Origin of the sequence: Amycolatopsis sp. (assembly GCF_035546795.1) — a bacterium.
In the GTDB taxonomy this organism is placed as follows: domain Bacteria; phylum Actinomycetota; class Actinomycetes; order Mycobacteriales; family Pseudonocardiaceae; genus Amycolatopsis_E.
Genome location: NZ_DASZWC010000012.1, coordinates 162,461 through 180,643 on the forward strand (window position 1 = coordinate 162,461; position 18,183 = coordinate 180,643).

23 protein-coding genes are annotated in these 18,183 nt (G+C 70.0%); 16 read left to right on the top strand and 7 right to left on the bottom strand.

Annotation, left to right across the window (positions count from 1 at the left end; genetic code table 11):
- Positions 1–6: 6 nt before the first annotated feature.
- Complete coding sequence (locus VHD82_RS09545; RefSeq protein WP_325699760.1) at positions 7–780, bottom strand: IclR family transcriptional regulator; 774 nt, start codon at positions 778–780, stop codon at positions 7–9.
- A gap of 208 nt (positions 781–988) precedes the next feature.
- Between VHD82_RS09545 and VHD82_RS09550 the strand changes: the two genes are divergently transcribed.
- Genes VHD82_RS09550 through VHD82_RS09565 form a run of 4 tightly spaced genes read left to right on the top strand, consistent with a single transcriptional unit; the run spans position 989 to position 5,806 of the window.
- The gene (locus VHD82_RS09550) at positions 989–2,365 is read left to right on the top strand and encodes an MmgE/PrpD family protein (RefSeq protein WP_325700007.1); all 1,377 of its coding nucleotides are present in this window, start codon (positions 989–991) and stop codon (positions 2,363–2,365) included.
- Entirely contained in the window at positions 2,365–2,973 is a 609-nt protein-coding gene (locus VHD82_RS09555; protein WP_325699763.1) for an aspartate/glutamate racemase family protein, read from the top strand. The genes VHD82_RS09550 and VHD82_RS09555 overlap by 1 nt, the downstream gene beginning before the upstream one ends.
- Positions 2,970–4,343: an FAD-dependent oxidoreductase gene (locus tag VHD82_RS09560; RefSeq protein WP_325699766.1), complete on the top strand. Its 1,374-nt coding sequence runs from the start codon at positions 2,970–2,972 to the stop codon at positions 4,341–4,343. The genes VHD82_RS09555 and VHD82_RS09560 overlap by 4 nt, the downstream gene beginning before the upstream one ends.
- Entirely contained in the window at positions 4,340–5,806 is a 1,467-nt protein-coding gene (locus VHD82_RS09565) for a dihydroorotase family protein (protein WP_325699769.1), read from the top strand. Before VHD82_RS09560 ends, VHD82_RS09565 begins: the two co-directional genes overlap by 4 nt.
- 23 nt (positions 5,807–5,829) lie before the next feature.
- Here VHD82_RS09565 and VHD82_RS09570 read toward each other — a convergent pair whose 3' ends face one another.
- Together VHD82_RS09570 and VHD82_RS09575 are read right to left on the bottom strand one after the other, a co-directional pair.
- Positions 5,830–6,234, bottom strand: coding sequence for a hypothetical protein (locus VHD82_RS09570; RefSeq protein WP_325699772.1), 405 nt, complete (start codon positions 6,232–6,234; stop codon positions 5,830–5,832).
- A 289-nt stretch (positions 6,235–6,523) separates the two neighbouring features.
- Positions 6,524–6,934, bottom strand: coding sequence for a nuclear transport factor 2 family protein (locus VHD82_RS09575; protein WP_325699775.1), 411 nt, complete (start codon positions 6,932–6,934; stop codon positions 6,524–6,526).
- A gap of 87 nt (positions 6,935–7,021) precedes the next feature.
- On the opposite strand from VHD82_RS09575, the gene VHD82_RS09580 reads away from it, so the two are divergent.
- Positions 7,022–7,477 (top strand): MarR family winged helix-turn-helix transcriptional regulator, encoded by a 456-nt coding sequence (locus tag VHD82_RS09580; protein WP_325699778.1) that lies wholly within the window; start codon positions 7,022–7,024, stop codon positions 7,475–7,477.
- Here the strand turns inward: VHD82_RS09580 and VHD82_RS09585 are convergent.
- Positions 7,450–7,827 (bottom strand): winged helix-turn-helix transcriptional regulator, encoded by a 378-nt coding sequence (locus VHD82_RS09585; protein WP_414637480.1) that lies wholly within the window; start codon positions 7,825–7,827, stop codon positions 7,450–7,452. The two genes, VHD82_RS09580 and VHD82_RS09585, sit on opposite strands and share 28 nt — an antisense overlap.
- Positions 7,828–7,918: 91 nt before the next feature.
- Between VHD82_RS09585 and VHD82_RS09590 the strand changes: the two genes are divergently transcribed.
- The 3 genes from VHD82_RS09590 to VHD82_RS09600 all read left to right on the top strand — a co-directional run bounded on the left by VHD82_RS09590 (position 7,919) and on the right by VHD82_RS09600 (position 10,220).
- Positions 7,919–8,575, top strand: coding sequence for an SDR family oxidoreductase (locus VHD82_RS09590; protein ID WP_325699781.1), 657 nt, complete (start codon positions 7,919–7,921; stop codon positions 8,573–8,575).
- A 134-nt stretch (positions 8,576–8,709) separates the two neighbouring features.
- Positions 8,710–9,450, top strand: coding sequence for a GntR family transcriptional regulator (locus VHD82_RS09595; RefSeq protein ID WP_325699784.1), 741 nt, complete (start codon positions 8,710–8,712; stop codon positions 9,448–9,450).
- Complete coding sequence (locus VHD82_RS09600) at positions 9,447–10,220, top strand: sulfite exporter TauE/SafE family protein (protein WP_325699788.1); 774 nt, start codon at positions 9,447–9,449, stop codon at positions 10,218–10,220. The genes VHD82_RS09595 and VHD82_RS09600 overlap by 4 nt, the downstream gene beginning before the upstream one ends.
- On the opposite strand, the gene VHD82_RS09605 is transcribed toward VHD82_RS09600, so the two are convergent.
- Positions 10,190–10,921, bottom strand: coding sequence for a carboxymuconolactone decarboxylase (locus VHD82_RS09605; RefSeq protein WP_325699791.1), 732 nt, complete (start codon positions 10,919–10,921; stop codon positions 10,190–10,192). The two genes, VHD82_RS09600 and VHD82_RS09605, sit on opposite strands and share 31 nt — an antisense overlap.
- A 99-nt stretch (positions 10,922–11,020) precedes the next feature.
- Between VHD82_RS09605 and VHD82_RS09610 the strand changes: the two genes are divergently transcribed.
- On the top strand, positions 11,021–11,614 hold the full coding sequence (locus tag VHD82_RS09610) for a TetR/AcrR family transcriptional regulator (RefSeq protein WP_325699794.1): 594 nt from the start codon (positions 11,021–11,023) through the stop codon (positions 11,612–11,614).
- Here the strand turns inward: VHD82_RS09610 and VHD82_RS09615 are convergent.
- On the bottom strand, positions 11,611–12,471 hold the full coding sequence (locus VHD82_RS09615) for a haloalkane dehalogenase (protein WP_325699797.1): 861 nt from the start codon (positions 12,469–12,471) through the stop codon (positions 11,611–11,613). The genes VHD82_RS09610 and VHD82_RS09615 overlap by 4 nt on opposite strands.
- A gap of 153 nt (positions 12,472–12,624) precedes the next feature.
- Between VHD82_RS09615 and VHD82_RS09620 the strand changes: the two genes are divergently transcribed.
- The 6 genes from VHD82_RS09620 (at position 12,625) to VHD82_RS09645 (ending at position 16,068) form a co-directional block, all read left to right on the top strand.
- A complete protein-coding gene (locus tag VHD82_RS09620; RefSeq protein WP_325699800.1) occupies positions 12,625–13,056 on the top strand; it encodes a chloride channel protein in 432 nt (143 codons plus the stop codon).
- A complete protein-coding gene (locus VHD82_RS09625; RefSeq protein ID WP_325699803.1) occupies positions 13,031–13,306 on the top strand; it encodes a chloride channel protein in 276 nt (91 codons plus the stop codon). The genes VHD82_RS09620 and VHD82_RS09625 overlap by 26 nt, the downstream gene beginning before the upstream one ends.
- 177 nt (positions 13,307–13,483) lie before the next feature.
- Positions 13,484–14,035: a YbaB/EbfC family nucleoid-associated protein gene (locus VHD82_RS09630; protein WP_325699806.1), complete on the top strand. Its 552-nt coding sequence runs from the start codon at positions 13,484–13,486 to the stop codon at positions 14,033–14,035.
- Between the two features lie 16 nt (positions 14,036–14,051).
- Entirely contained in the window at positions 14,052–14,384 is a 333-nt protein-coding gene (locus VHD82_RS09635) for a type VII secretion target (protein WP_325699809.1), read from the top strand.
- A complete protein-coding gene (locus VHD82_RS09640) occupies positions 14,381–15,721 on the top strand; it encodes a hypothetical protein (RefSeq protein WP_325699812.1) in 1,341 nt (446 codons plus the stop codon). The genes VHD82_RS09635 and VHD82_RS09640 overlap by 4 nt, the downstream gene beginning before the upstream one ends.
- Complete coding sequence (locus tag VHD82_RS09645; RefSeq protein ID WP_325699815.1) at positions 15,721–16,068, top strand: hypothetical protein; 348 nt, start codon at positions 15,721–15,723, stop codon at positions 16,066–16,068. The genes VHD82_RS09640 and VHD82_RS09645 overlap by 1 nt, the downstream gene beginning before the upstream one ends.
- 29 nt (positions 16,069–16,097) lie before the next feature.
- Here VHD82_RS09645 and VHD82_RS09650 read toward each other — a convergent pair whose 3' ends face one another.
- Positions 16,098–17,555: an aldehyde dehydrogenase gene (locus VHD82_RS09650; RefSeq protein WP_325699818.1), complete on the bottom strand. Its 1,458-nt coding sequence runs from the start codon at positions 17,553–17,555 to the stop codon at positions 16,098–16,100.
- A gap of 85 nt (positions 17,556–17,640) precedes the next feature.
- Between VHD82_RS09650 and VHD82_RS09655 the strand changes: the two genes are divergently transcribed.
- On the top strand, positions 17,641–18,180 hold the full coding sequence (locus VHD82_RS09655; protein ID WP_325699821.1) for a helix-turn-helix domain-containing protein: 540 nt from the start codon (positions 17,641–17,643) through the stop codon (positions 18,178–18,180).
- Positions 18,181–18,183 lie beyond the last annotated feature (3 nt).

Genomic DNA, 18,183 nt, shown 5'->3' on the forward strand with positions numbered 1-18,183 from the left:
CGGCGATCAGGGTTCGCCGCGATAACCCATCCGGCGGGAGATGCGCTCGGCCGTGTCCACCACGCGCGGCGCGACCTTCTCCACGAATTCCTCGGTGATCCGGTAGCGCGGCCCGCACACCGAGATCGAGCCGATCACCTCGCCGGTCATGCCGAACACGGGCGCGGCGACCGAACCGGCGTCGGCTTGGCGCTCCCCGCCGGACCGCGCGAAACCGACCGCGCGGATCTCGGCCAGCGCGGCGTCCAGCGCCTCCGGATCGGTGACCGTGTCGGCCGTCAGCGCCGCGAGCGAACCGTCGAGGATCCGCCGCCGGGTCTCGGCGGGCAGGTGGGCCAGCATGGACTTGCCCGAACTGCCCGCGTGCAACGGAAAACGGCGGCCCAGCTCCACGGTCATCTTGATCTCGTGGGTGCCCTCGACCTGGTCGAGGTAGATCCGGCCCGCGGGCACCAGTGCGCTCAGCGTCGCCGTCTCGCCGGTCTCGTCGCGCAGTGCGTGCAGCAGGTCCAGCGCGCTGGAGCGCAGATCCGAGTCGCGGAACGCGCGGGCGCCGAGCGCGGTGGCCGCCGGGCCCAGCCGGTACTGGCGGCTTTCCCGATCCAGCACGACCATGCCGCGGGTGGCCAGCGACTGCAGGATGCGGTGCACGACGGCCTTGCTGAGGTCCAGCTCGCGGGCGATGCCGCTGACCCCGAGCGTCGACGGGCCGTCGGTGAACAGCAGCAGGACATCGGCGACCCGCGCGGCGGCCTCGGTGCCGGGTGTCGGCTCGTTCATGCGTTCTCCAGAAGGTTGTACCGGCTAGCGGAACGCTATTGTTTCCGTTTCGCGTGCCGGTGTCCAGGGAAACATCCCAGGCAACCACCTTGTCAAGTGGGTCTTCGCGGAAAAGTCACGTTCTTGTTGACGTTCCGGCGAGATTGGTGTCAGGATCGAAGGCAGTTCAAGTGGTCCGCTCAGCGGTACGGACGGAAAGGCGGTGACGATGGCCTGCTCGGTCACCGGGGCGGTGTCGGCGCTGGGCCGGTGGGTTTCGGGGCTGCGCTGGGAGACCGTGCCCGGCCCGGTCGCCGGCCGGCTGCACACGGTGCTGTTCGACATCCTGGCCGCGAACGCCGTTGGCGCGCGCACCGAGGGCCAGCGCGCTTTGCGTGCCGCCTGGCCCGCGCCGCCGGGAAACAGCCCGGTCATCGGCGGCACGCTGACCGACCCGGTCACGGCCGCTTGGCTGAACGGGCCCGCGACGGTATGCCTCGAGCTGGACGAGGGCAACAAGTACGCCAAGGGACATCCGGCCGCGCACGTCTTTCCCGCCGTGCTCGCACTGGCCGCCGATCTCGACGTCGGCGGCACCCAACTGGCCGCCGCGCTGCTGGCCGGTTACGAGGTGGCCGCGCGGTTCGGCCGCGCGACCTCGTTGCGCCGCGGCGCGCACCCGCATGGCAACTGGGGCGTGGCCGGGGCCGCGGCGGGCTGTGCGCGGTTGCTCGGCCTGGACGCGGAACGCGCCGCCGCCGCGATCGACACCGGTTCCGGGCTGGCGGTGGCCGGGCATTTCGACTCGGCACTGGACGGAAACCCGGTGCGCGACGCCTGGCTGGGCGCGGCGAACGCGGCCGGGATCGCGGCCGCCCGGCTCGCCGCCGCGGGCACCGCGCGGAACACCGGCACCGCCGCCCGTTCGCTCGGCGACCTGCTCGGCACCTTCGCGCCGGGGGAACTGACCCGCGAGCTGGGCGTCCGCTTCGACATTCTGGGCAACTACTTCAAGCGGCACTCGTCATGCTCGTATACCCACCCGGTGGCCGACCTGCTGATCGACGCCCGTGCCGCGCTGTTCGGCGAGCGACCAAGCGCCGACGAAATCGCGCGCCAAAAGCCGGAGATCGAAGTGCGCACGCACGCGCTGGCCGCCGCGCTCGACCGCACCACCTGGCACAACCAGCTGTCCGCGATGTTCTCGGTCCCGTTCGTCTCCGCCGTCGCGCTGCTGCACGGCGAAGTCACTCCGCACTACACCGCGCTCATGCCACAGGGCGCGCTGGCCGAGGTCGCCACCCGCGTGCGAGTCACCGAAGACCCCGCGCTCACCAGGCTTCTGCCGGAACAGCGCGCGGCCCGCGTCACCGTGCGGCTGGCGGACGGCCGCAGTCACACCGCCGAAGCCGGAAACCCGGTCGGCGACACGGATTTCCAGCCCTTCGACCGCGACCAGCTGGCCGCGATCTTCGCCCGGCTGCTCGACGGAGAGCAGTCCGATCTGCGTGCCATCGGCGCCGTCGTGGACGGCCTGACCGCCGCACCGTCGGCCCGCGCGCTGCTCGGCACCCTGTCCTCTGCCCGCCGCACGAAGGAGCATTGATGCCCCGCATCTTCTCGGTGACCCCGATCCACGTCGAGCCCGACGAGCTCGACCGGCGTCGCCGCCGCTACGCCGAGCTCGCCCCGGACGGGCTCACCGTGGAGCTGGTCGACGCCGGGCCGGGCGCCCCCGCGCAGCTGGCCGCCGAAGCCGACCTGGAGGCGTCCGAGGGCGTGGTCGCCGCCGCGCTGGCGGGCGTCGAGGGCTACGACTTCCTGATGCCGGACTGCGTTCTCGACCCGGGCGTGCCCGAGGGCGCACGCGGCGCCGGGATGCTGCGGGTGGTCGTCGATCATCTCGTCGCCGAGGGGCACCGGGTCGCCGCGGTCACCCGCAACAAGGTGATCGGGGACGAGCTGGCGCGCAAGGTCCGCGAGTACGGCCACGGCGAGGCGTTCCTCGGCGTTGCCGTGCTGGACCTGGACGTCGACGCGATCGCCGACACCGCCGCCTGGAACGGCGCGATGCGGTCCGCTTTGGACGGTCTTGCCGCCAAGGGCGCCACGGCGGTGATCAACGGCTGCTCCGCGGTCGAGGTCGAACAGCCCGCCGGTGCCCCGCTCGTCGTCGACCCCGCGGCCGTCGCGTTGCGGCTGCTCGCCTCATGACCGGGACGGACGTCGATCTGGTGGTGGCCGGCGCGGGCGGCGGGCTCGCCGGTGCGCTGCGGGCCGCGCAGCTCGGCGCGCGGGTGCTCGTCGTCGAGGCGAACGAGCATTTCTTGCGTGGCAACAACACTTCGATGTCCACCGCGATGGTGCCGGGCGCCGGTTCACGGTGGCAGCGGGACGCCGGGATCGACGACTCGCCGGAACGGTTCCTCGCTGACATCGCGGCCAAGACCCACGGCGACTTCGCGACCCCGGTCGCCGAAGCGCTGGCCGGGGTGAGCGCGGAACTCGTCGAGTGGCTGGCCGACCACGCCGGGCTCCCGATCGAGCTGCCCACCGATTTCCACTACCCTGGCCATTCCGCGCAGCGCGTGCACTCCATCCCGGGACGGCACGGCGCGCGGCTGCTGCGTCACCTCGCCGACGCGGTGTCCGCGGAGCCGCTGGTCGACCTGATGGTGCCCGCCCGGATCACGGCTGCTCGCACCGGCGTGGTCACCGTGTCCTATCCGGACGGTGGCGAGGAGGAGATCACCACCCGCGCGTTGTTGCTGGCCACCAACGGTTACGGTGCGAACCGGGAACTGGTCGCCGAGTACCTGCCGGAGATCGCGGACGCGGAGTACCACGGCAGTGAGTACTCCACCGGCGACGCCCTGCGCATCGGTGCGACTTTCGGCGCACAGAAGTCCTATCTGGACGCATACCAGGGTCACGCCGGACTGTCGGCGGAGGCGCGCACGCTGGTCACCTGGACCGTCGTCATGCACGGCGGGTTCGTGACCACAGTGGACGGACGACGGTTCGGCGACGAATCCACCGGCTACTCCGAGTACGCCGCCACGCTCGCCGCACAGCCCGGTTCGACCGGCTGGCTGGTCTACGACGAGCGGATCCACGATGCCAGCCTCGCCTTCGGTGACTACGTCGACGTGGTCGAAAGCGGTGCTCCCCGGCGGGCGGAATCGGTGGCCGACCTGGCTGCCACCATCGGCGTTCCCGCCGACACCCTGCAGGCCGAACTCGACGAAGCCGCCGCCGTGGCCCACGGCGAACTTGCGCGGGATCGCTTCGGCCGCACCGAATTCGAGCGGCCGCTCGCAGCGCCGTTCTACGCCGTGCGGATCCTGCCCGCGCTGTTCCACACCCAGGGCGGCCTGACGGTGGACCGCCATGCCCGCGTGCTCGGCAGCGACGGCGAGCCCATCCCCGGCCTCTACGCCTCGGGCGGCGCCGCGGTCAGCATCTCCGGCCACGGCGCGGCCGGGTACCTCGCCGGCAACGGCCTCCTTCCCGCATTGGGGTTGGCGTACCTCGCGGCCGCGCACACCGCGGCCACTCTTCCGACAGTGAAAGGTAACCGATGAGCAACACCGACCTGATCATCCGCAACGTCCGGGTGGTCCGCCCCGGGGTCGACGAGACCCCGCTCGCCGACATCGCCGTCCGCGCCGGCAAGATCACCGAAGTCGGCCCCGGGCTCGACGCGGCTTCCGCGCGCGAGGTCGTCGACGGTGGCGGCAAGCTGGCCTTCCCCGGCGTGGTCGACGCGCACCAGCACTGGGGGATCTACAACCCGCTCGACGAGGACACCGAGACCGAGAGCCGGGCGTGCGCGCAGGGGGGTGTCACGACTTCGCTGACATACATGCGTACCGGGCAGTACTACCTCAACCGCGGCGGGAACTACTCCGAGGTCTTCCCCGAGGTGCTGGCCGCCGCCAAGGGCAGGTCCTATGTGGACTATGCGTTTCACCTCGCGCCCATGCAGTCCTCGCATATCGCCGAGATCCCGTCGCTCATCGCCGACCACGGCGTGACGTCGTTCAAGATCTTCATGTTCTACGGCAGCCACGGCCTGCACGGCGCGTCCAACGACCAGAACTCGTTCCTGATGATCCCTGAGGGCGAGCGTTACGACATCGCGCATTTCGAGTTCGTGATGCGCGGAGTGCAGGCGGCGCGCGAGCGGTACCCGGAGTACGCCGACTCGATCTCCCTTTCGCTGCACTGCGAGACCGCGGAGATCATGACGGCGTACACGAAGATCGTGCAGCAGGAAGGGAAACTGTCCGGTCTGGAGGCCTACAGCGCTTCTCGGCCGCCGCACTCCGAGGGCCTCGCCGTGACGATCGCCTCGTACCTGGCGCACGAGACCGGGCTGCCGAACATCAACCTGCTGCACCTGTCCTCGGCCAAGGCGCTGGAAGCCGCGGTGCTCATGGCCAAGACGTTCCCGCACGTGAACTTCCGCCGCGAGGTCACCATCGGGCACCTGCTCACCGACATCACCACCGCGGACGGCATCGGCGGCAAGGTCAACCCGCCGCTGCGCCCGCGCGAGGACGTCGAGGCGCTGTGGGGCCACCTGCTCGCCGGTGACATCGACTGGGTGGTGTCGGACCACGCGTGCTGCAAGGAGGCCACCAAGTTCGGCGACGACCCGACGGACGTGTTCGCCGCCAAGTCCGGGTTCGGCGGCACCGAATACCTGCTGCCCGGCCTGGTCGGCGAGGGCCGCAAGCGCGGGCTGTCTATGCGGCAGGTCGCGGAGCTGACCGCGTGGAACCCGGCGCGGCGCTACGGCCTGCACACCAAGGGCGACCTCGCGCCGGGCTTCGACGCGGACATCGCGCTGGTCGACCCGGACCGCTCGTGGGTGATCAAACCGGAGGACTCCGAGTCGACGCAGGAGTACAGCCCGTTCCGCGGGCTGGAGGTCGGCTCCACGGTGACCAACACGTTCTTGCGTGGCACCGAGATCTTCGCCGACGGCAAGGTGAACGGGCAGCCGGGCGGGCAGTACGTGCGGCGGCCTTCGCAGCGCTGAAAAGCTACGCGCCGCGCGGGCGTTCAGCCGGGCAGTAGTCCGGCAGCCCGCGCGGTGCGTGCCAGATGTTCGATCGTGGCCACGGGGTCCTGGCTGCCTTCGTCGATCACGATGAGCGAAGCCAGCCCGGCGCCGGCGAAACCACGCAAGCCGGTGACGCAGTCCTCGTCGTCGCCGCAGATCGTGAACCTGCGGGCGATCTCGTCGGTCACGAGGTCGTCCGCCGGACTGCCCAGCCGTTCCCGGAGGGCGCGCACGGTTTCCGCGGGCGGCCCGGGGACCGTCGTGATCGGCGTTTCCCCGTGCACGCCGAGAAAATGGCCCGTCCGCGCCGCGATGCGAGCCCGCGACGTGCCACGTCCGCGGGCAGCATCACGGTTCGCCACCGGGTTGCGGACGATCGAACGCCTGCTGGGCCGAGCGGTCACCGATGCGGTCGCTTGTGCGGATCTGATTCTCGGGCCGCGCTGGCTGGACCTGACGGATCGCTGACGGGCTCAACACCGGGGTTGGACGTATACGGGAGTGGCTCTTCAGGCGTTGGCCAACCCTGGATTTACTTCGGAATCGCGATCGATCCAACCTTTGCCCTCCGCGGCGATACCCTCCAGAATGCGCAGCGTATGGGTGAAGCCCGCGTTCTCGAGGTTCATGTCGCGGACCGAACGCTGACCAGCTCCCGCGGCGAGTCGCCACGGGAGCTTCGGTGTGTACCGGTCAGTCTTCGCGTGTCCAGGCGAGCGAGATCGCCACCTCGCTGAGCCGCCAGCCCGCCGGGGTCCGCGCCACGGTGGCCGCCAGCCGCAGGCCGCTCGCCACATGGGGTGGTTCGCCGTCGCGGTGGTAGTAGACGAGCGAGTTCGCCGAGGCCGTGGCCTGGTCGCCGTCGACGTCCACCAGCAGGTCGGTGGTGATGTGCTGGGTGTGGACCCCCTCGACGTAGGACTGTCTGGCGAACCCGACGACCTTGTCGATGCCGCGGATGTCGCCCGCGCGCGGTGAGTGCACCGTCACGTCGTCGGTGTAGATCGTGGGCGCGTCCTCGAAGCGCCTCTCGTCGAGGAAGGTCGCGAAGCGGGTGAACAAGTCGGCGATCTCGATGCGGTCGGCGAGCAGGGTTTCGGACATGGCGTACCTTTCGTTAGTCAGACTAATGTTAGTCACGCCAACGATACACAGATTCGTTGGCCGTGCCAACGATGTAGGGTGGTTGCCGTGGACGAGACACCCGTGAGCCTGACCGCGAAGCCGAGTTGGCTGCTCACTCAGCTGGCGGTGTACGCACACCGGCTGGCGACCGACGGCTTCGGCGCCGCGGGCGCGCGCGGGTACCACTACCGGATTCTGGCCGCGCTGAACGAGTTCGGGCCGGCCAGCCAGGCCGAGCTCGGCCGCCGGTCGAGGATGGACCGCAGCGACGTCGTGGCGGCGATCAACGAACTGGCCGAGCGGGATTTCCTCGAGCGGGCCCCGGATCCCGGCGACCGGCGGCGCAACATCGTGACCCTGACCAAGGCGGGCGGGCGTCAGTTGCGGCGGATCGAGCGAGCACTCGAGAAGGTGCAGGACGAGGTGCTGGAACCGCTACCGGCCACCGACCGCGAGACCCTGGTCCGGCTGCTCACCCGGCTGCTCGTGCATCATCAGCGCGGCGCCGCTTCCGCGGACTGACCGTGCTGGGCGCGTTCGCGCGCTGCGAGGATTTCGGGGACGTGGGTTTCCGCCCATTCGCGGACGGCGCGCAAGGGGATCAGCAGGGACCGGCCGAGGTCGGTGAGCCCGTATTCGACGCGGGGTGGCTGTTCCGCGTAGTCGACGCGGGCAAGCAGGCCGTCCTCCTCCATCGTGCGCAGCGTTTCGGTCAGGACTTTCGGGGTGACGCCCTGGATTTTCGCCACCAGGGCGGTGAAGCGCAGCGGGCCGTGCTCCAGCGCGTTGACCACGAACACCGTCCACCGCGCGCCGATGCGGTGCAACACCACCCGGGACGGACAGGTGGCGGACATGACGTTGTAGCCCACGGCGGTTCCTCCGGCTCCGGTTACGTTGAAGTACCTGGTTACTTTTCCATAGCGTACGTCGGCAACGACAACCGACGGAACGGAGAACACCATGGGCAACCAGCTGGCCGGGCAATCAGTACTCGTGCTGGGCGGACGGCACCTGGGTACGGCGATCGCGGCGGCCGCGACCGCCGAGGGCGCGAGGGTACACGTCGCGTCCCATCGGCCCGGCGGACTGCACATCGACCTGCGCGACGAGGCGACCATCGCCGCCGCGGCCGCTGAGCTCGGGGCGGTCGATCACCTGGTCAACACGGCGGCGGCACCCCACGCTGTGCCGGTCGGCGAGCTCGACCGGGACAAGACCGTGGACGCCTTCACGGCCAAGGTGATCGGGCCCTTACTACTCGCGAAGCATTTCACCATCCGGCGCTCACTGCTGCTGTTCTCCGGTCAGGTCGGCTGGCGCCCGGCGCGCGGGAGCGTCGTGACGGGCGTGACCAACGGGGCGGCCGCGTTCGCCGCGCGGCACCTCGCCGCCGAGTTGGCGCCGGTCCGGGTCAACGCCCTGTCGCCGGGGATCATCGATTCCGGCGCCTGGGACGCCAAGGGCGAGGCCAAACCGGAGTTCCTCGCGAAGGCCGCGGAGCGGACCCTCGTCGGCCGCACCGGCACCGTCGCCGATGTGACCGAAGCGGTGTTGTGGTTGCTGCACGCCGAATTCCTCACCGGCGAGACCATCCACCTCGAGGGCGGGCGGCGCTGACCGCGACCTGGTCCCGGCCGGCAGGGAGGCGGAATCACCCAGGCCTGCCCCGGTCCCCGCAGGTCAGGCGTTTGTGCAGGTCAACCAGGGTGGCGTAACTGTGGCGGAACCGGATCGCGGCTATCGTGAGCGGCATGGACGTGTCCTCCCGGCCACGCGCGGAACGTGCCCGGCAAGCAGCAGACGTGCTGCGTCAGCAGATCGTCCGCGGCGCGTTCGCCGACGACGTGCTGCCCGATGAGCGAACCCTCGGCGCCCGGCTCGGTGCCTCCCGCAACGCGGTGCGCGACGCGCTCGCGCTGTTGCGTTCGGAAGGACTGATCGCGCGCCGCCAGGGCGTCGGAACCACCGTGGTGAAGCCGAAATACGGGCACGGGCTGGACCGGCTCGCCGGGCTGGCCGAGACGCTGGACGGGTACGGCACGGTGACCAACGAGGTGCGCGCGGCGTGTGTGGTGCCGCGGCCACCGGAGGCGATCGCGGAGCGGTTGCGGCTCCCGCGCGACGCCGAGGCGGTGTACATCGAGCGGCTGCGGCGACTGGGCGGTGTGCCGCTTTCGCTGGACACGACGTATCTCGCCGCGGACATCGGCAGGCCGCTGCTGGCGCGTGACCTCGCCGGCCGTGACCTGTTCGCGTTGATCGAGGAAACCGCGGGTGAGCCGCTGGGCAGCGCCGAGGTCGACGTGCACGCGATCAACGCGGGCCCGGACACCGCCGCCCTGCTCGGCATTCCCGCCGGGGCGGCGGTTTTCGCGATCGACAGGCTGACCCGGCTGCCCGACGGCCGCCCGGTCGACGCGGAGTCCATCCACATCCGCGCCGACCGGCTGACCTTGCACACGACCGTGCACCGCAGGCCCGTGTCCGCATGACCGGACTGAGCGTGCCGATCCTGGTACTGCTCGGCGTGATCGGGCTCGCCGGCGGGATCGGCATCACCGCCGTCGGGCCGGGTGGCGTGCTGCCCACCATCGGGTTGTTCGCGCTGACCAGCCTGCCGCCCGCGCAGGTCGCGGGCACGGCGATCGTCACCCACATCGCGACCGGTGCGCTGGGCACGGCCGCCTACGCGCGCTCCGGTCAGCTGAGGGCGCCGGAAACCCGCCGTACCGCAACGATCCTGGCCGGTGCCGCCGTCGTCGGCGTACCGGTGGGCGTGCTGACCAACACGCTCGTCTCGAAGCGTGCGTTCGGTGTGGTGCTGGGGATGTTCGTTGCGGGGGCGGCGATTCTCGTGTGGTACCGGGAAACGCGGCCACCCGTGGGCAAGGCCGCGCACCCGCGCGCGGCCGTGGTCGCCTGCCTCGGGTTCGCGATCGCCGTGGTGGCCGGGATCGTCGGCATCGGCGGCCCGATGCTCGCCGTGCCGCTGCTGGTCGCGCTCGGCGTTCCGGTGCTGGACTCGCTGGCCTCCGCGCAGGCGCAGTCGATCGTCATCGCCACGGCCGGCAGCGCGGCGTACCTCGCTGCCGGCAGTGTCGACTGGCCGCTGGCGGCGCTCGTCGGCATCCCGGAACTGGCCGGTGTGCTCGTCGGCTGGCAGATCGCCCGCGCGTTGCCCACCCGCCGCCTGAAGCACATCCTGATCGCGACCTTGCTCGCCGTCGCCCCTTATGTCGCCTGGTCGAGCTCCGCGAAGTAGGCGTTGAGGGCACGCCAACCCTCCCAGGCCCTGGTCACACCGAACTGCGCGTTGAAACGCAGGGCGGCGCGCACGTCCTCACGGGAGGCGCCACCGCGCAGGGCGCGGCCGACGTGTGCGTGGAACGTCTCGTGCAAGGTCTGGTAGTGCACGTCGATGCTCAGGCTCGCGAAGCCCCGTTCCCGCTCGCTGATCGTGCCGGGGCCGTGCCCGCTGCGCAGCCTGGACTGCAGGTCGAAGAACTCCAGGAAGTGCTCGTCCAGCTCCCGTAGCCGGCCGCGGACGCCGGCCGGCAGCGGGCTCGGCGCGGCGCCGGGGCCGGTGGTGAGCACGTCTTCGGTCAGTGGTTCGACCTCGCCGGGGGTGATGCCGTTCTGGGCTTCGAACTCGGCGAGCCGCTCGAAACCCGTGGTGGCCGCGTGATAACCGCAGTCGTAGGAGATGAACCGCAGCAGCGCACGGATGTCCGATGTGGACACTCCGGCCGTCAGGCCGGCGCGGATGTGGGCCTCGAAGGCGAAGCCGAGGCTCGCCTGGCACACGTCGGCTGTCACGCACAGGAAGGTCTTCTCGCGGTCGGTCAGCTCGGGGATCGCGCGGACGTGCCGCGCGGTGGCGCCGACCATCTGCGCGAACACCGGGTCCACCCCGGCCAGCCGCCGCAGGTTGGCCGGGGCCGCTGTCTCCGTCGTGGTGCTCAAGGGAAACTCCTCTGGATGAACAGTGGTAGCGCTACAGCTGTAGTGCGAGTTCACGCTACAGCCGTAGCGCGATACTTGTCCAGCTACACTCGGGAGATCATGGAAAAGAAACGGCGGCCCAACGCGCGCGGGCAGGGTGAGCTGCTGCGCGAGGAGATCATCGTGGCCGCGGCCCGGATGCTCGACGAACTCGCCGACGACGAGGCCCTGTCGCTCCGCGCGGTCGCCCGCGAGGTGTCGATCGCCGCGACGTCGGTCTACCTGCACTTCCCGGACCGGGACGCGCTGGTGCTCGCCGCACTGCAGCGCTGCCACGAACAGCTCGTCGACGGCGGTGACGCGGCCGCCGAAGCCGCGGACAATCCCGCGGCGGCGCTGCGTGCGCGGATCCTGGCGCAGGCCGCGTGGGCGCAGGAACATCCCGGCCTGTACAAGGTGCTGCACGAGAGCAAGGTGCACCGGCGGCTCGGGATGCCGTTCAAGAAGGTGCTGGTCGATCGCACCACGGTGGCCGTGCAGGCGTGCATGGACGCCGGGCTCGCCCCGGCCGACGACGCCGCCACGGTCACCATCGACCTCCGCACCGCCGTCAACGGGATGCTTTCCCAGCGCATCAACGAACCCGACCTGCCGTGGCCGCCGGCCGAGGAACAGCTCGACCGGTTCCTCACCAAGCTCGTCGGGCTCCGTTAGCGCAGTTCGTGTTTGCCGAGCCAGTTCGAGAGGTCGGCGGCGATGAGGCCGGGGTGGTCCTCCGGGGTGTGGTGCCCGGCGACGAGGTCGTGTCCGGCGATCTCGATCCCGGCGATGTGCCCGGCGCACCATGCGGTCAGCTCCGGCCCCATCATCGATCCCGGGCCCGGCTTGAAGGCCAGTAGCAGCTTGGGCACGTCGGCGCTGTTCGCCAGCCAGTCGTCGTAGCGCTCGATCCGCGCCACGACGTCGGCCGGGTCCCCGCCCAATGGCATCGATCGCGCCCACTGCAGCAGCGGCACGCGGCTTTCCCTTGTCGGATAGGGCTTGCGGTAGACATCGTGGTCCCCGGCCGCGATCGGGTTCGCGACGCTGCCGGGGAGGATTTCGAGGAACATGTTCTGCTCCAGCATCATTTCCTCGCCGACGCCCGGGGCCTTGACCGAACGGAACAGCTCCCGGCCGGCTTGCGGAAACTCCTGCCAGGACATGGGTTTCACGATCGTCTCGGTGAAGGCGACGCCCCGCACCCGGCCCGGATGACGGGCGGCCCAGTCGAAGGCGAGCGCGCCTCCCCAGTCGTGTCCGATGAGGACGACGCTGTCCAGGCCGAGCGCGTCGAACCAGGCGTCGAGGTAGCGGGCCTGATCGTCGAAGGTGTAGGCGAGGTCCGGTTTGCCCGAGTCGCCCATTCCGATCAGGTCGGGCGCGAGCCGGCGGCCGGGGTCGCCCACCGCGGGCAGGATGTTCCGCCACAGATACGACGAGGTGGGGTTGCCGTGCAGGAAGACCAGCGGGGCGCCGGTGCCGATCTCCCGGTGGAACATCGTCGAGCCGAGAACTTCGGTGACAGGCATGGGTTTCCTCCGGATCCGAGGCTGGTTGCCGGTACGCGAAAGCTAGCCCCGGCGGGCCAGTGGGTACCTAGGGGAAAGTGGCGTCGGCGTGACCGAGGCCACCTGCCACCCGGTTCATCGTCCGGCCGCGCATGGTTCTGATCGCCGAACCTGGTGTTCCACCGACGGTTCGGGACCGGCCTGGTCGCGCCCGGCGCGGCGCGGCACGCCTGGTGGCTGGCGCTGAAACTCTCCGATGAACGCAAAACCCTCCTCGTCGCCGGGGTGGCGGGCGGGATGGCGGCGACCTTCAACGCACCGCTCGCCTCTATCCTGCTGGCCGTGGAGCTCCTGCTGTTCGAATGGCGGCCGCGTAGCTTCGTGCCGGTGGCCGCCGCGGTCGTGGTCGCGACGGTCCGCCGGGGCTGGTTGCTGGGCGCCGAACCGGTGTTCCCGGGCCCGCTTTCGACGGCCTGGCACGGAATTCCCGGCCTCGCCGGTGGTCTGCTGGCCATCGCGGCCACGGCGCTGGTTTACTTCGCCGAGCACTCTGTTTCGCCAGGCTGCCGCTGCACTGGATGTGGGGGCCCGCACCGGGCGGGCTGATCATCGGCGCCGCCGAGGGCTCGTCCTGCCGGGCGCCGCGCCGGGGTTCTGGGCGATCTGCGGACTGGCGGCTGTCGTCGGTGGTGTGATGCGCTCGCCGCTGACCGGGTTCGTGTTCACGCGCGAACTGACCCACGCCCGGGTCCTCCCTCCTGCCGCTGGTGGTGGCGAAGGTGGTCGATCGCGCAGACCCCGCCACTGTGCTGGGCACCGTCACGCCGGCGCGGCTGCTGCACGCCCGGCGTCGTGACCTGTACGAGGAACACACCGGGAACGCCTCCTGCCCGCCCGGAAATAGAAACGGACTTTAATCACAAAACGGTGCAATACGGTTCAGCTGTTCAGAGCAATTCCGGGTAACCGGCCCGAACGGCCCGCGAATCGGTGGTTTGCTCGTCCTCTCCAGCTCGGGAAGGGGCGGTGGACGATGAGTGACCCGTTGTCGGACGGTGGCGCGGAAGCCATCGCGGGCGTCGACCGGATGGTCGCCGACGCGAAGGCGAAAGCCCAGCGCTACCAGGCGATGCGGGCCGCGCTCGGACAGGTGTCGGTGACCGAGACGGCCAAGGACGGGCTGGTCACCGCCACCGTCGACGCGGCGGGGAACATCACCGATCTGCGCATCACCGACCGGGTGCGCGACATGTCCGGTGCGCAGGTCGCCGCTGCCGTGCTGAACACCGTCCGGCGCGCGCAGGCGAAGCTGCCGGAACGGCTCGGCGAGGTCATGGCCGCCACGATCGGCGATGACGAACAGACCCGGGAAACGATCGTCGGCAATTATCGCGCGAAATTCCCGGAACCGGAACCGGAACCGGAACCGGAACCCGGGACGTCCCAGCCCCCGACGGAGAACGTGCGGCCGATCGGCAGGCTGCCGGAGGAAGGCCCGCCTGCCCCACCGCGGCCGGCGCGCCGACCGCCGGCGGGCGAGGGCGACGATGACGATTTCGGCCAGTCGTTCATGGTGCGGGAATGACCTCCCGGGGGAAATGATGACGGACAACGGTTCCGGCGGATACCAGGTCCGCACCGACGAGCTGACCACGCACGCCAAGGCGGTCGACGGAGTCACCGAAACGCTCGCGCAGGCGCTGTCCGCGGCCGAGCAGGTCACCTTGGGGGTGCAGGCGTACGGCATGATCTGCGGGCCGCTGTTCGTGCCCATCGTGCTCGCGGTGAGCGCGCCGGGCCTGGTGACGCTCGGGCTGGCGAAGGAAACGATGGGCTCGGTGTCCGAATCGGTCACCAAGGCCGCGAACGCCTACGACTCCGTCGAGCAGGCGCATGCGAAGGCGCTGACCGACCTCGGCCGGGAACTGGCATGAGCAACCCGCTGGTGGCGCAGAAACAGGATTCCACGACCTGGCACAGCGGGATCAACGTCGTCGACGACGCGGCCGGTGTGTACGACGGGGTCCAGTCGGGTTCCTGGATCGAGGGCGGGATAGCCGCGCTCGGCACCGGGCTCGATCTGCTGACCATGGCGATGAACCCGGTCGGCACGCTGATCTCCTACGGGCTGAACTGGCTCATCGAGCACGTGAAACCGTTGCAGGACGCGCTGAACCAGCTCGCCGGGGACGCCGATCAGATCGCCGCGTACTCCGGCACGTGGAAGAACATCGCCACCGCGGTCCGGAAAGCGGCGGGCGACCTGGCGAACACCGTCGACAAGGACACCGCGAACTGGACCGGTCAGGCCGCCGACACCTACCGCGCCAACCTGAAGAACAAGATCGACCACCTCAACGCGGCCGGCACCTGCGCCGAGACCATCGGCACCGTGGTGCAGATCGTCGGCGTCATCACCGCCGCCGTCCGCGGCATGGTGCGCGACATGATCACCCAGGCCGTGGGCGACTTCATCCAGGACGCGCTCGAAGAGGTGTGCTCGCTGGGTCTCGGCACGCCCGTCGTGGTGGCGCAGGTGGTCGAGCAGGTTTCCGCGTGGCTGGAGAAGATCGGCGCGCTGCTGAAGAAACTCATCAACTCGGTCGAGGCGCTGCGGCCGTTGATGAGCAAACTGGAGGAGATCTTCGCCGCGATCAAGAAGGTCATGTCGGCGCTGCACGGCCACCCCGGCGAAGCCGAGCCGCACGTGGGCGAGGGCAGTACGCACGCCTCGTCCGCCGAGCATGTGCCGGAGGAAGCCGCGCCCGGCGGTCACGGCACGGACTCCGGCGCGACAACCCCGGCCGGCACGGACGATCCGGGGCTGTACAGCCGGATTCCGGAGGGGGAGAAGCCGAAACCGTGGCCGCCGGAGCGGCGTGACCCGAACCTCGAATACTGGGACCGCCCCGGCGAGAGCGGGGCGCTCAAGGTCACCCCGAACAACCTGAAGGCGATCCAGCAGAAGTACGGGATCGAGATCCAGCCGGGCACGAAGGTCGGTATCAACAAAGGACTTCGCGGGGCCTACGGGGAGACCGTGCCAACCCCGCGCGGGTCGCGGATCGACATCTCGCCGCAGGCCTTCGTGAACGAGGAGCAGCTGGCGCGCACCCTCTACCACGAGAACGTCCATGCGGGCCAGCTCGCCGAAAACGGCGGCCGTTATCCTTCCACGCAGGCAGGCCACGATGCCTGGGAGGATTCGGCGCACGCGGGTGACCAGCAGTGGTGGGAGAATCACCCGCTCAACCAAGGGCAGGCGAACTGATGGCCACGGTCCAGCACGCTTCGTACAACGACTGGCAGCGTGTCTACGGTGACGTCTACGAGGCGCTACCGGCGCCCCCGGCGCACACCTGCCCCAACTGCGGGCACCGGGACACGCTGCGCCTGGAGTTCGTCGCGTCCGAAAGCGACCGGATCGGCTACGGCATGTTCTGGTGCGGCTTCTGCCTTTTCGGCATCCGTATCTCGCGCACCTGGGTGCCCGAAGGTGTTTCGTTCCACCCGTTCGGTACCCCGCAGGAAGAACTGCGCCGGCTCGTCCCGGAATACACCGTGGTCTACCCGCCCGCCGACGAGGACCCGGAAGGCTTCGAGGAAGTCGTCTTCTGACGATCCGGGCCGAGCACGTGGCCTGATCATCACGGTGCTGCTACGGGAACGGTGACAGTCTTGAGCTCGACGTACGTGCCGAGGCCGGTGGCGCCGTATTCGCGGCCGAGCCCGCTGGCCTTGAAGCCGCCGAACGGACCGTCGAATCCGATGGGTGCGCCGTTGACGGTGACGGTGCCGGTGCGCAGCCGGCGCGCGACGTCCAATGCGCGCGTTTCACTCGCCGACCACACGCCGCCGGAAAGCCCGTACTCCGATTCGTTCGCGATGCGGACGGCGTCGTCCTCGCCGTCGTAGGCGATGACGACCAGCACCGGCCCGAAGATCTCCTCCTGGGCGATGCGCATGGAATTCTCGGCGTCGGCGAACAGCGTTGGCGTGACGTAGTACCCCTCTTCCAGCCCGGCCGGGATTTCCGGCCCGCCTGCGACGAGCCGGGCGCCTTCGGCGACGCCGGTGCGGATGTAGTCCAGCACGCGCTGCTGCTGGTCACGGCGGACCATCGGGCCGATGAAGGTGCCTGCGTCGGCCGGGTCGCCCACGCCCAGTGATTCGACCAGTTCTTTAAGCGCCGCAACAACTTCCTCGTAACGGCTGCGTGGCGCGAGAATGCGGGTCTGCGCGATGCACGACTCGCCGTTGTTGAGCAGCGAAGCGAACTTCAGCCCGTGGGTGACGGTGGCCAGGTCTGCGTCAGGCAGGATGATCGCGGCCGATTTCCCGCCCAGCTCCAGGCTGACCCGCTTGAGCTGCTCGCCCGCCAGCGAGGCGATCCGGCGGCCCGCCCTGGTGGAACCGGTGAACGCGACCTTGTCGACGCCCGGGTGCTTGACCAGGTACTCGCTGGTCTCGCGGTCGGCCGGCAGCACGCTGATCACGCCCTCGGGCAGGCCGGTTTCCGCCAGCAGTTGCGCGAGCAGGTTCATGCTCAGCGAGTTCTCGGGCGAGACCTTGAGCACCACGCTGTTCCCGGCGAGCAGCGCGGGGATGATCTTCGCCATCGCCGCCGAGAACGGCGAGTTCCACGGGATGATCGCGGCGACGACCCCGATCGCCTCCCGTCGTACGACCGAACGGAACGGCGCCGCCGGGTCGGACGGCGCCAGCGTCTCCTCCCAGCCGAAGCCCTCCGCCGCCTTGAGATAAGCGTTGGCCTGCCGGGAAAGTCCGGGCTGGCCGGCCTTGGTGAACCACAGCGCGGAACCATTCTCCGCGGAGATGAGTCCGGCGATCTCGCCGGCGCGCTTCTCGCGGAGCGTGGCCAGGTGGCGGATCACCGCGATCCGCTCCGTGGGCGCGGTCCGCGGCCACGGACCTTCGTCGAAAGCCCTCCTGGCGGCGGCCACGGCACGGTCGATGTCCGCGGGCAGGGCCTGCGCGGCGCGGCCAAGGAGCGATTGGTCGTGCGGCGAAACGATGTCCAGCAGGCCGGTGCCGCTCGGTGCGGTCCAGGAGCCGCCGATGTAGAGCTGGTCATTCGTGAGCACTGGGGCCTCCTCAGATCGATCTGTCACACCAATGTAGCACTTAAATGTCACATCAATGAGGCGGTTCTGCTGGTATGTTCGCGGGGTGAGAGCAGATGCCGCACGCAACCTCGAACTCGTGCTGACCACCGGCGCCCGGATGCTGGCCGAAGACCCGTCCACGACCATCGCGGCGATCGCCGTCGAAGCGGGAGTCGATCGCCGCACGGTTTACCGGCGCTTCGCGGGGCGCGAGGAGCTGCTGGCCGCGGTGTATCAGGCGCGTCTGGACGCCATCGAGGCGGCGATCGACGCGGCGCGCTTGCGGGAGGCGCCGGTTCCGGTCGCCTTGCACCGGTATGTCGAGGAGATCATCGGCGTGAACCGGCGCTGGCCGGTGGATCTGAGCCGCCTGACGGCCGACCCCGCGGCGCGGAAACGGCGCAACCACGCGATCGACGAGGTTGAGGTGTTCCTCCAGCGAGCCGTAGACGACGGTTGTCTCCGGGCGGGAATGCCCGCCGGCTGGGCGGGCGCCGTGCTCGGCCAGCTCCTTAACCTGGGCGGCCGCGTACTGCCGGACCTGACCGACGCGCAGGCTGCCGACGTCCTTGTCGACACATTCCTGCGCGGGTGTGGCAGCTGACTT

What these genes read in the sequence shown, in the direction of transcription:
- VHD82_RS09545 (WP_325699760.1), bottom strand. Translation starts at nt 780, where the DNA reads ATGAACGAGCCGACACCCGGCACCGAGGCCGCCGCGCGGGTCGCCGAT.
- VHD82_RS09550 (WP_325700007.1), top strand. Translation starts at nt 989, where the DNA reads ATGGCCTGCTCGGTCACCGGGGCGGTGTCGGCGCTGGGCCGGTGGGTT.
- VHD82_RS09555 (WP_325699763.1), top strand. Translation starts at nt 2,365, where the DNA reads ATGCCCCGCATCTTCTCGGTGACCCCGATCCACGTCGAGCCCGACGAG.
- VHD82_RS09560 (WP_325699766.1), top strand. Translation starts at nt 2,970, where the DNA reads ATGACCGGGACGGACGTCGATCTGGTGGTGGCCGGCGCGGGCGGCGGG.
- VHD82_RS09565 (WP_325699769.1), top strand. Translation starts at nt 4,340, where the DNA reads ATGAGCAACACCGACCTGATCATCCGCAACGTCCGGGTGGTCCGCCCC.
- VHD82_RS09575 (WP_325699775.1), bottom strand. Translation starts at nt 6,934, where the DNA reads ATGTCCGAAACCCTGCTCGCCGACCGCATCGAGATCGCCGACTTGTTC.
- VHD82_RS09590 (WP_325699781.1), top strand. Translation starts at nt 7,919, where the DNA reads ATGGGCAACCAGCTGGCCGGGCAATCAGTACTCGTGCTGGGCGGACGG.
- VHD82_RS09595 (WP_325699784.1), top strand. Translation starts at nt 8,710, where the DNA reads ATGGACGTGTCCTCCCGGCCACGCGCGGAACGTGCCCGGCAAGCAGCA.
- VHD82_RS09600 (WP_325699788.1), top strand. Translation starts at nt 9,447, where the DNA reads ATGACCGGACTGAGCGTGCCGATCCTGGTACTGCTCGGCGTGATCGGG.
- VHD82_RS09610 (WP_325699794.1), top strand. Translation starts at nt 11,021, where the DNA reads ATGGAAAAGAAACGGCGGCCCAACGCGCGCGGGCAGGGTGAGCTGCTG.
- VHD82_RS09615 (WP_325699797.1), bottom strand. Translation starts at nt 12,471, where the DNA reads ATGCCTGTCACCGAAGTTCTCGGCTCGACGATGTTCCACCGGGAGATC.
- VHD82_RS09630 (WP_325699806.1), top strand. Translation starts at nt 13,484, where the DNA reads ATGAGTGACCCGTTGTCGGACGGTGGCGCGGAAGCCATCGCGGGCGTC.
- VHD82_RS09635 (WP_325699809.1), top strand. Translation starts at nt 14,052, where the DNA reads ATGACGGACAACGGTTCCGGCGGATACCAGGTCCGCACCGACGAGCTG.
- VHD82_RS09640 (WP_325699812.1), top strand. Translation starts at nt 14,381, where the DNA reads ATGAGCAACCCGCTGGTGGCGCAGAAACAGGATTCCACGACCTGGCAC.
- VHD82_RS09645 (WP_325699815.1), top strand. Translation starts at nt 15,721, where the DNA reads ATGGCCACGGTCCAGCACGCTTCGTACAACGACTGGCAGCGTGTCTAC.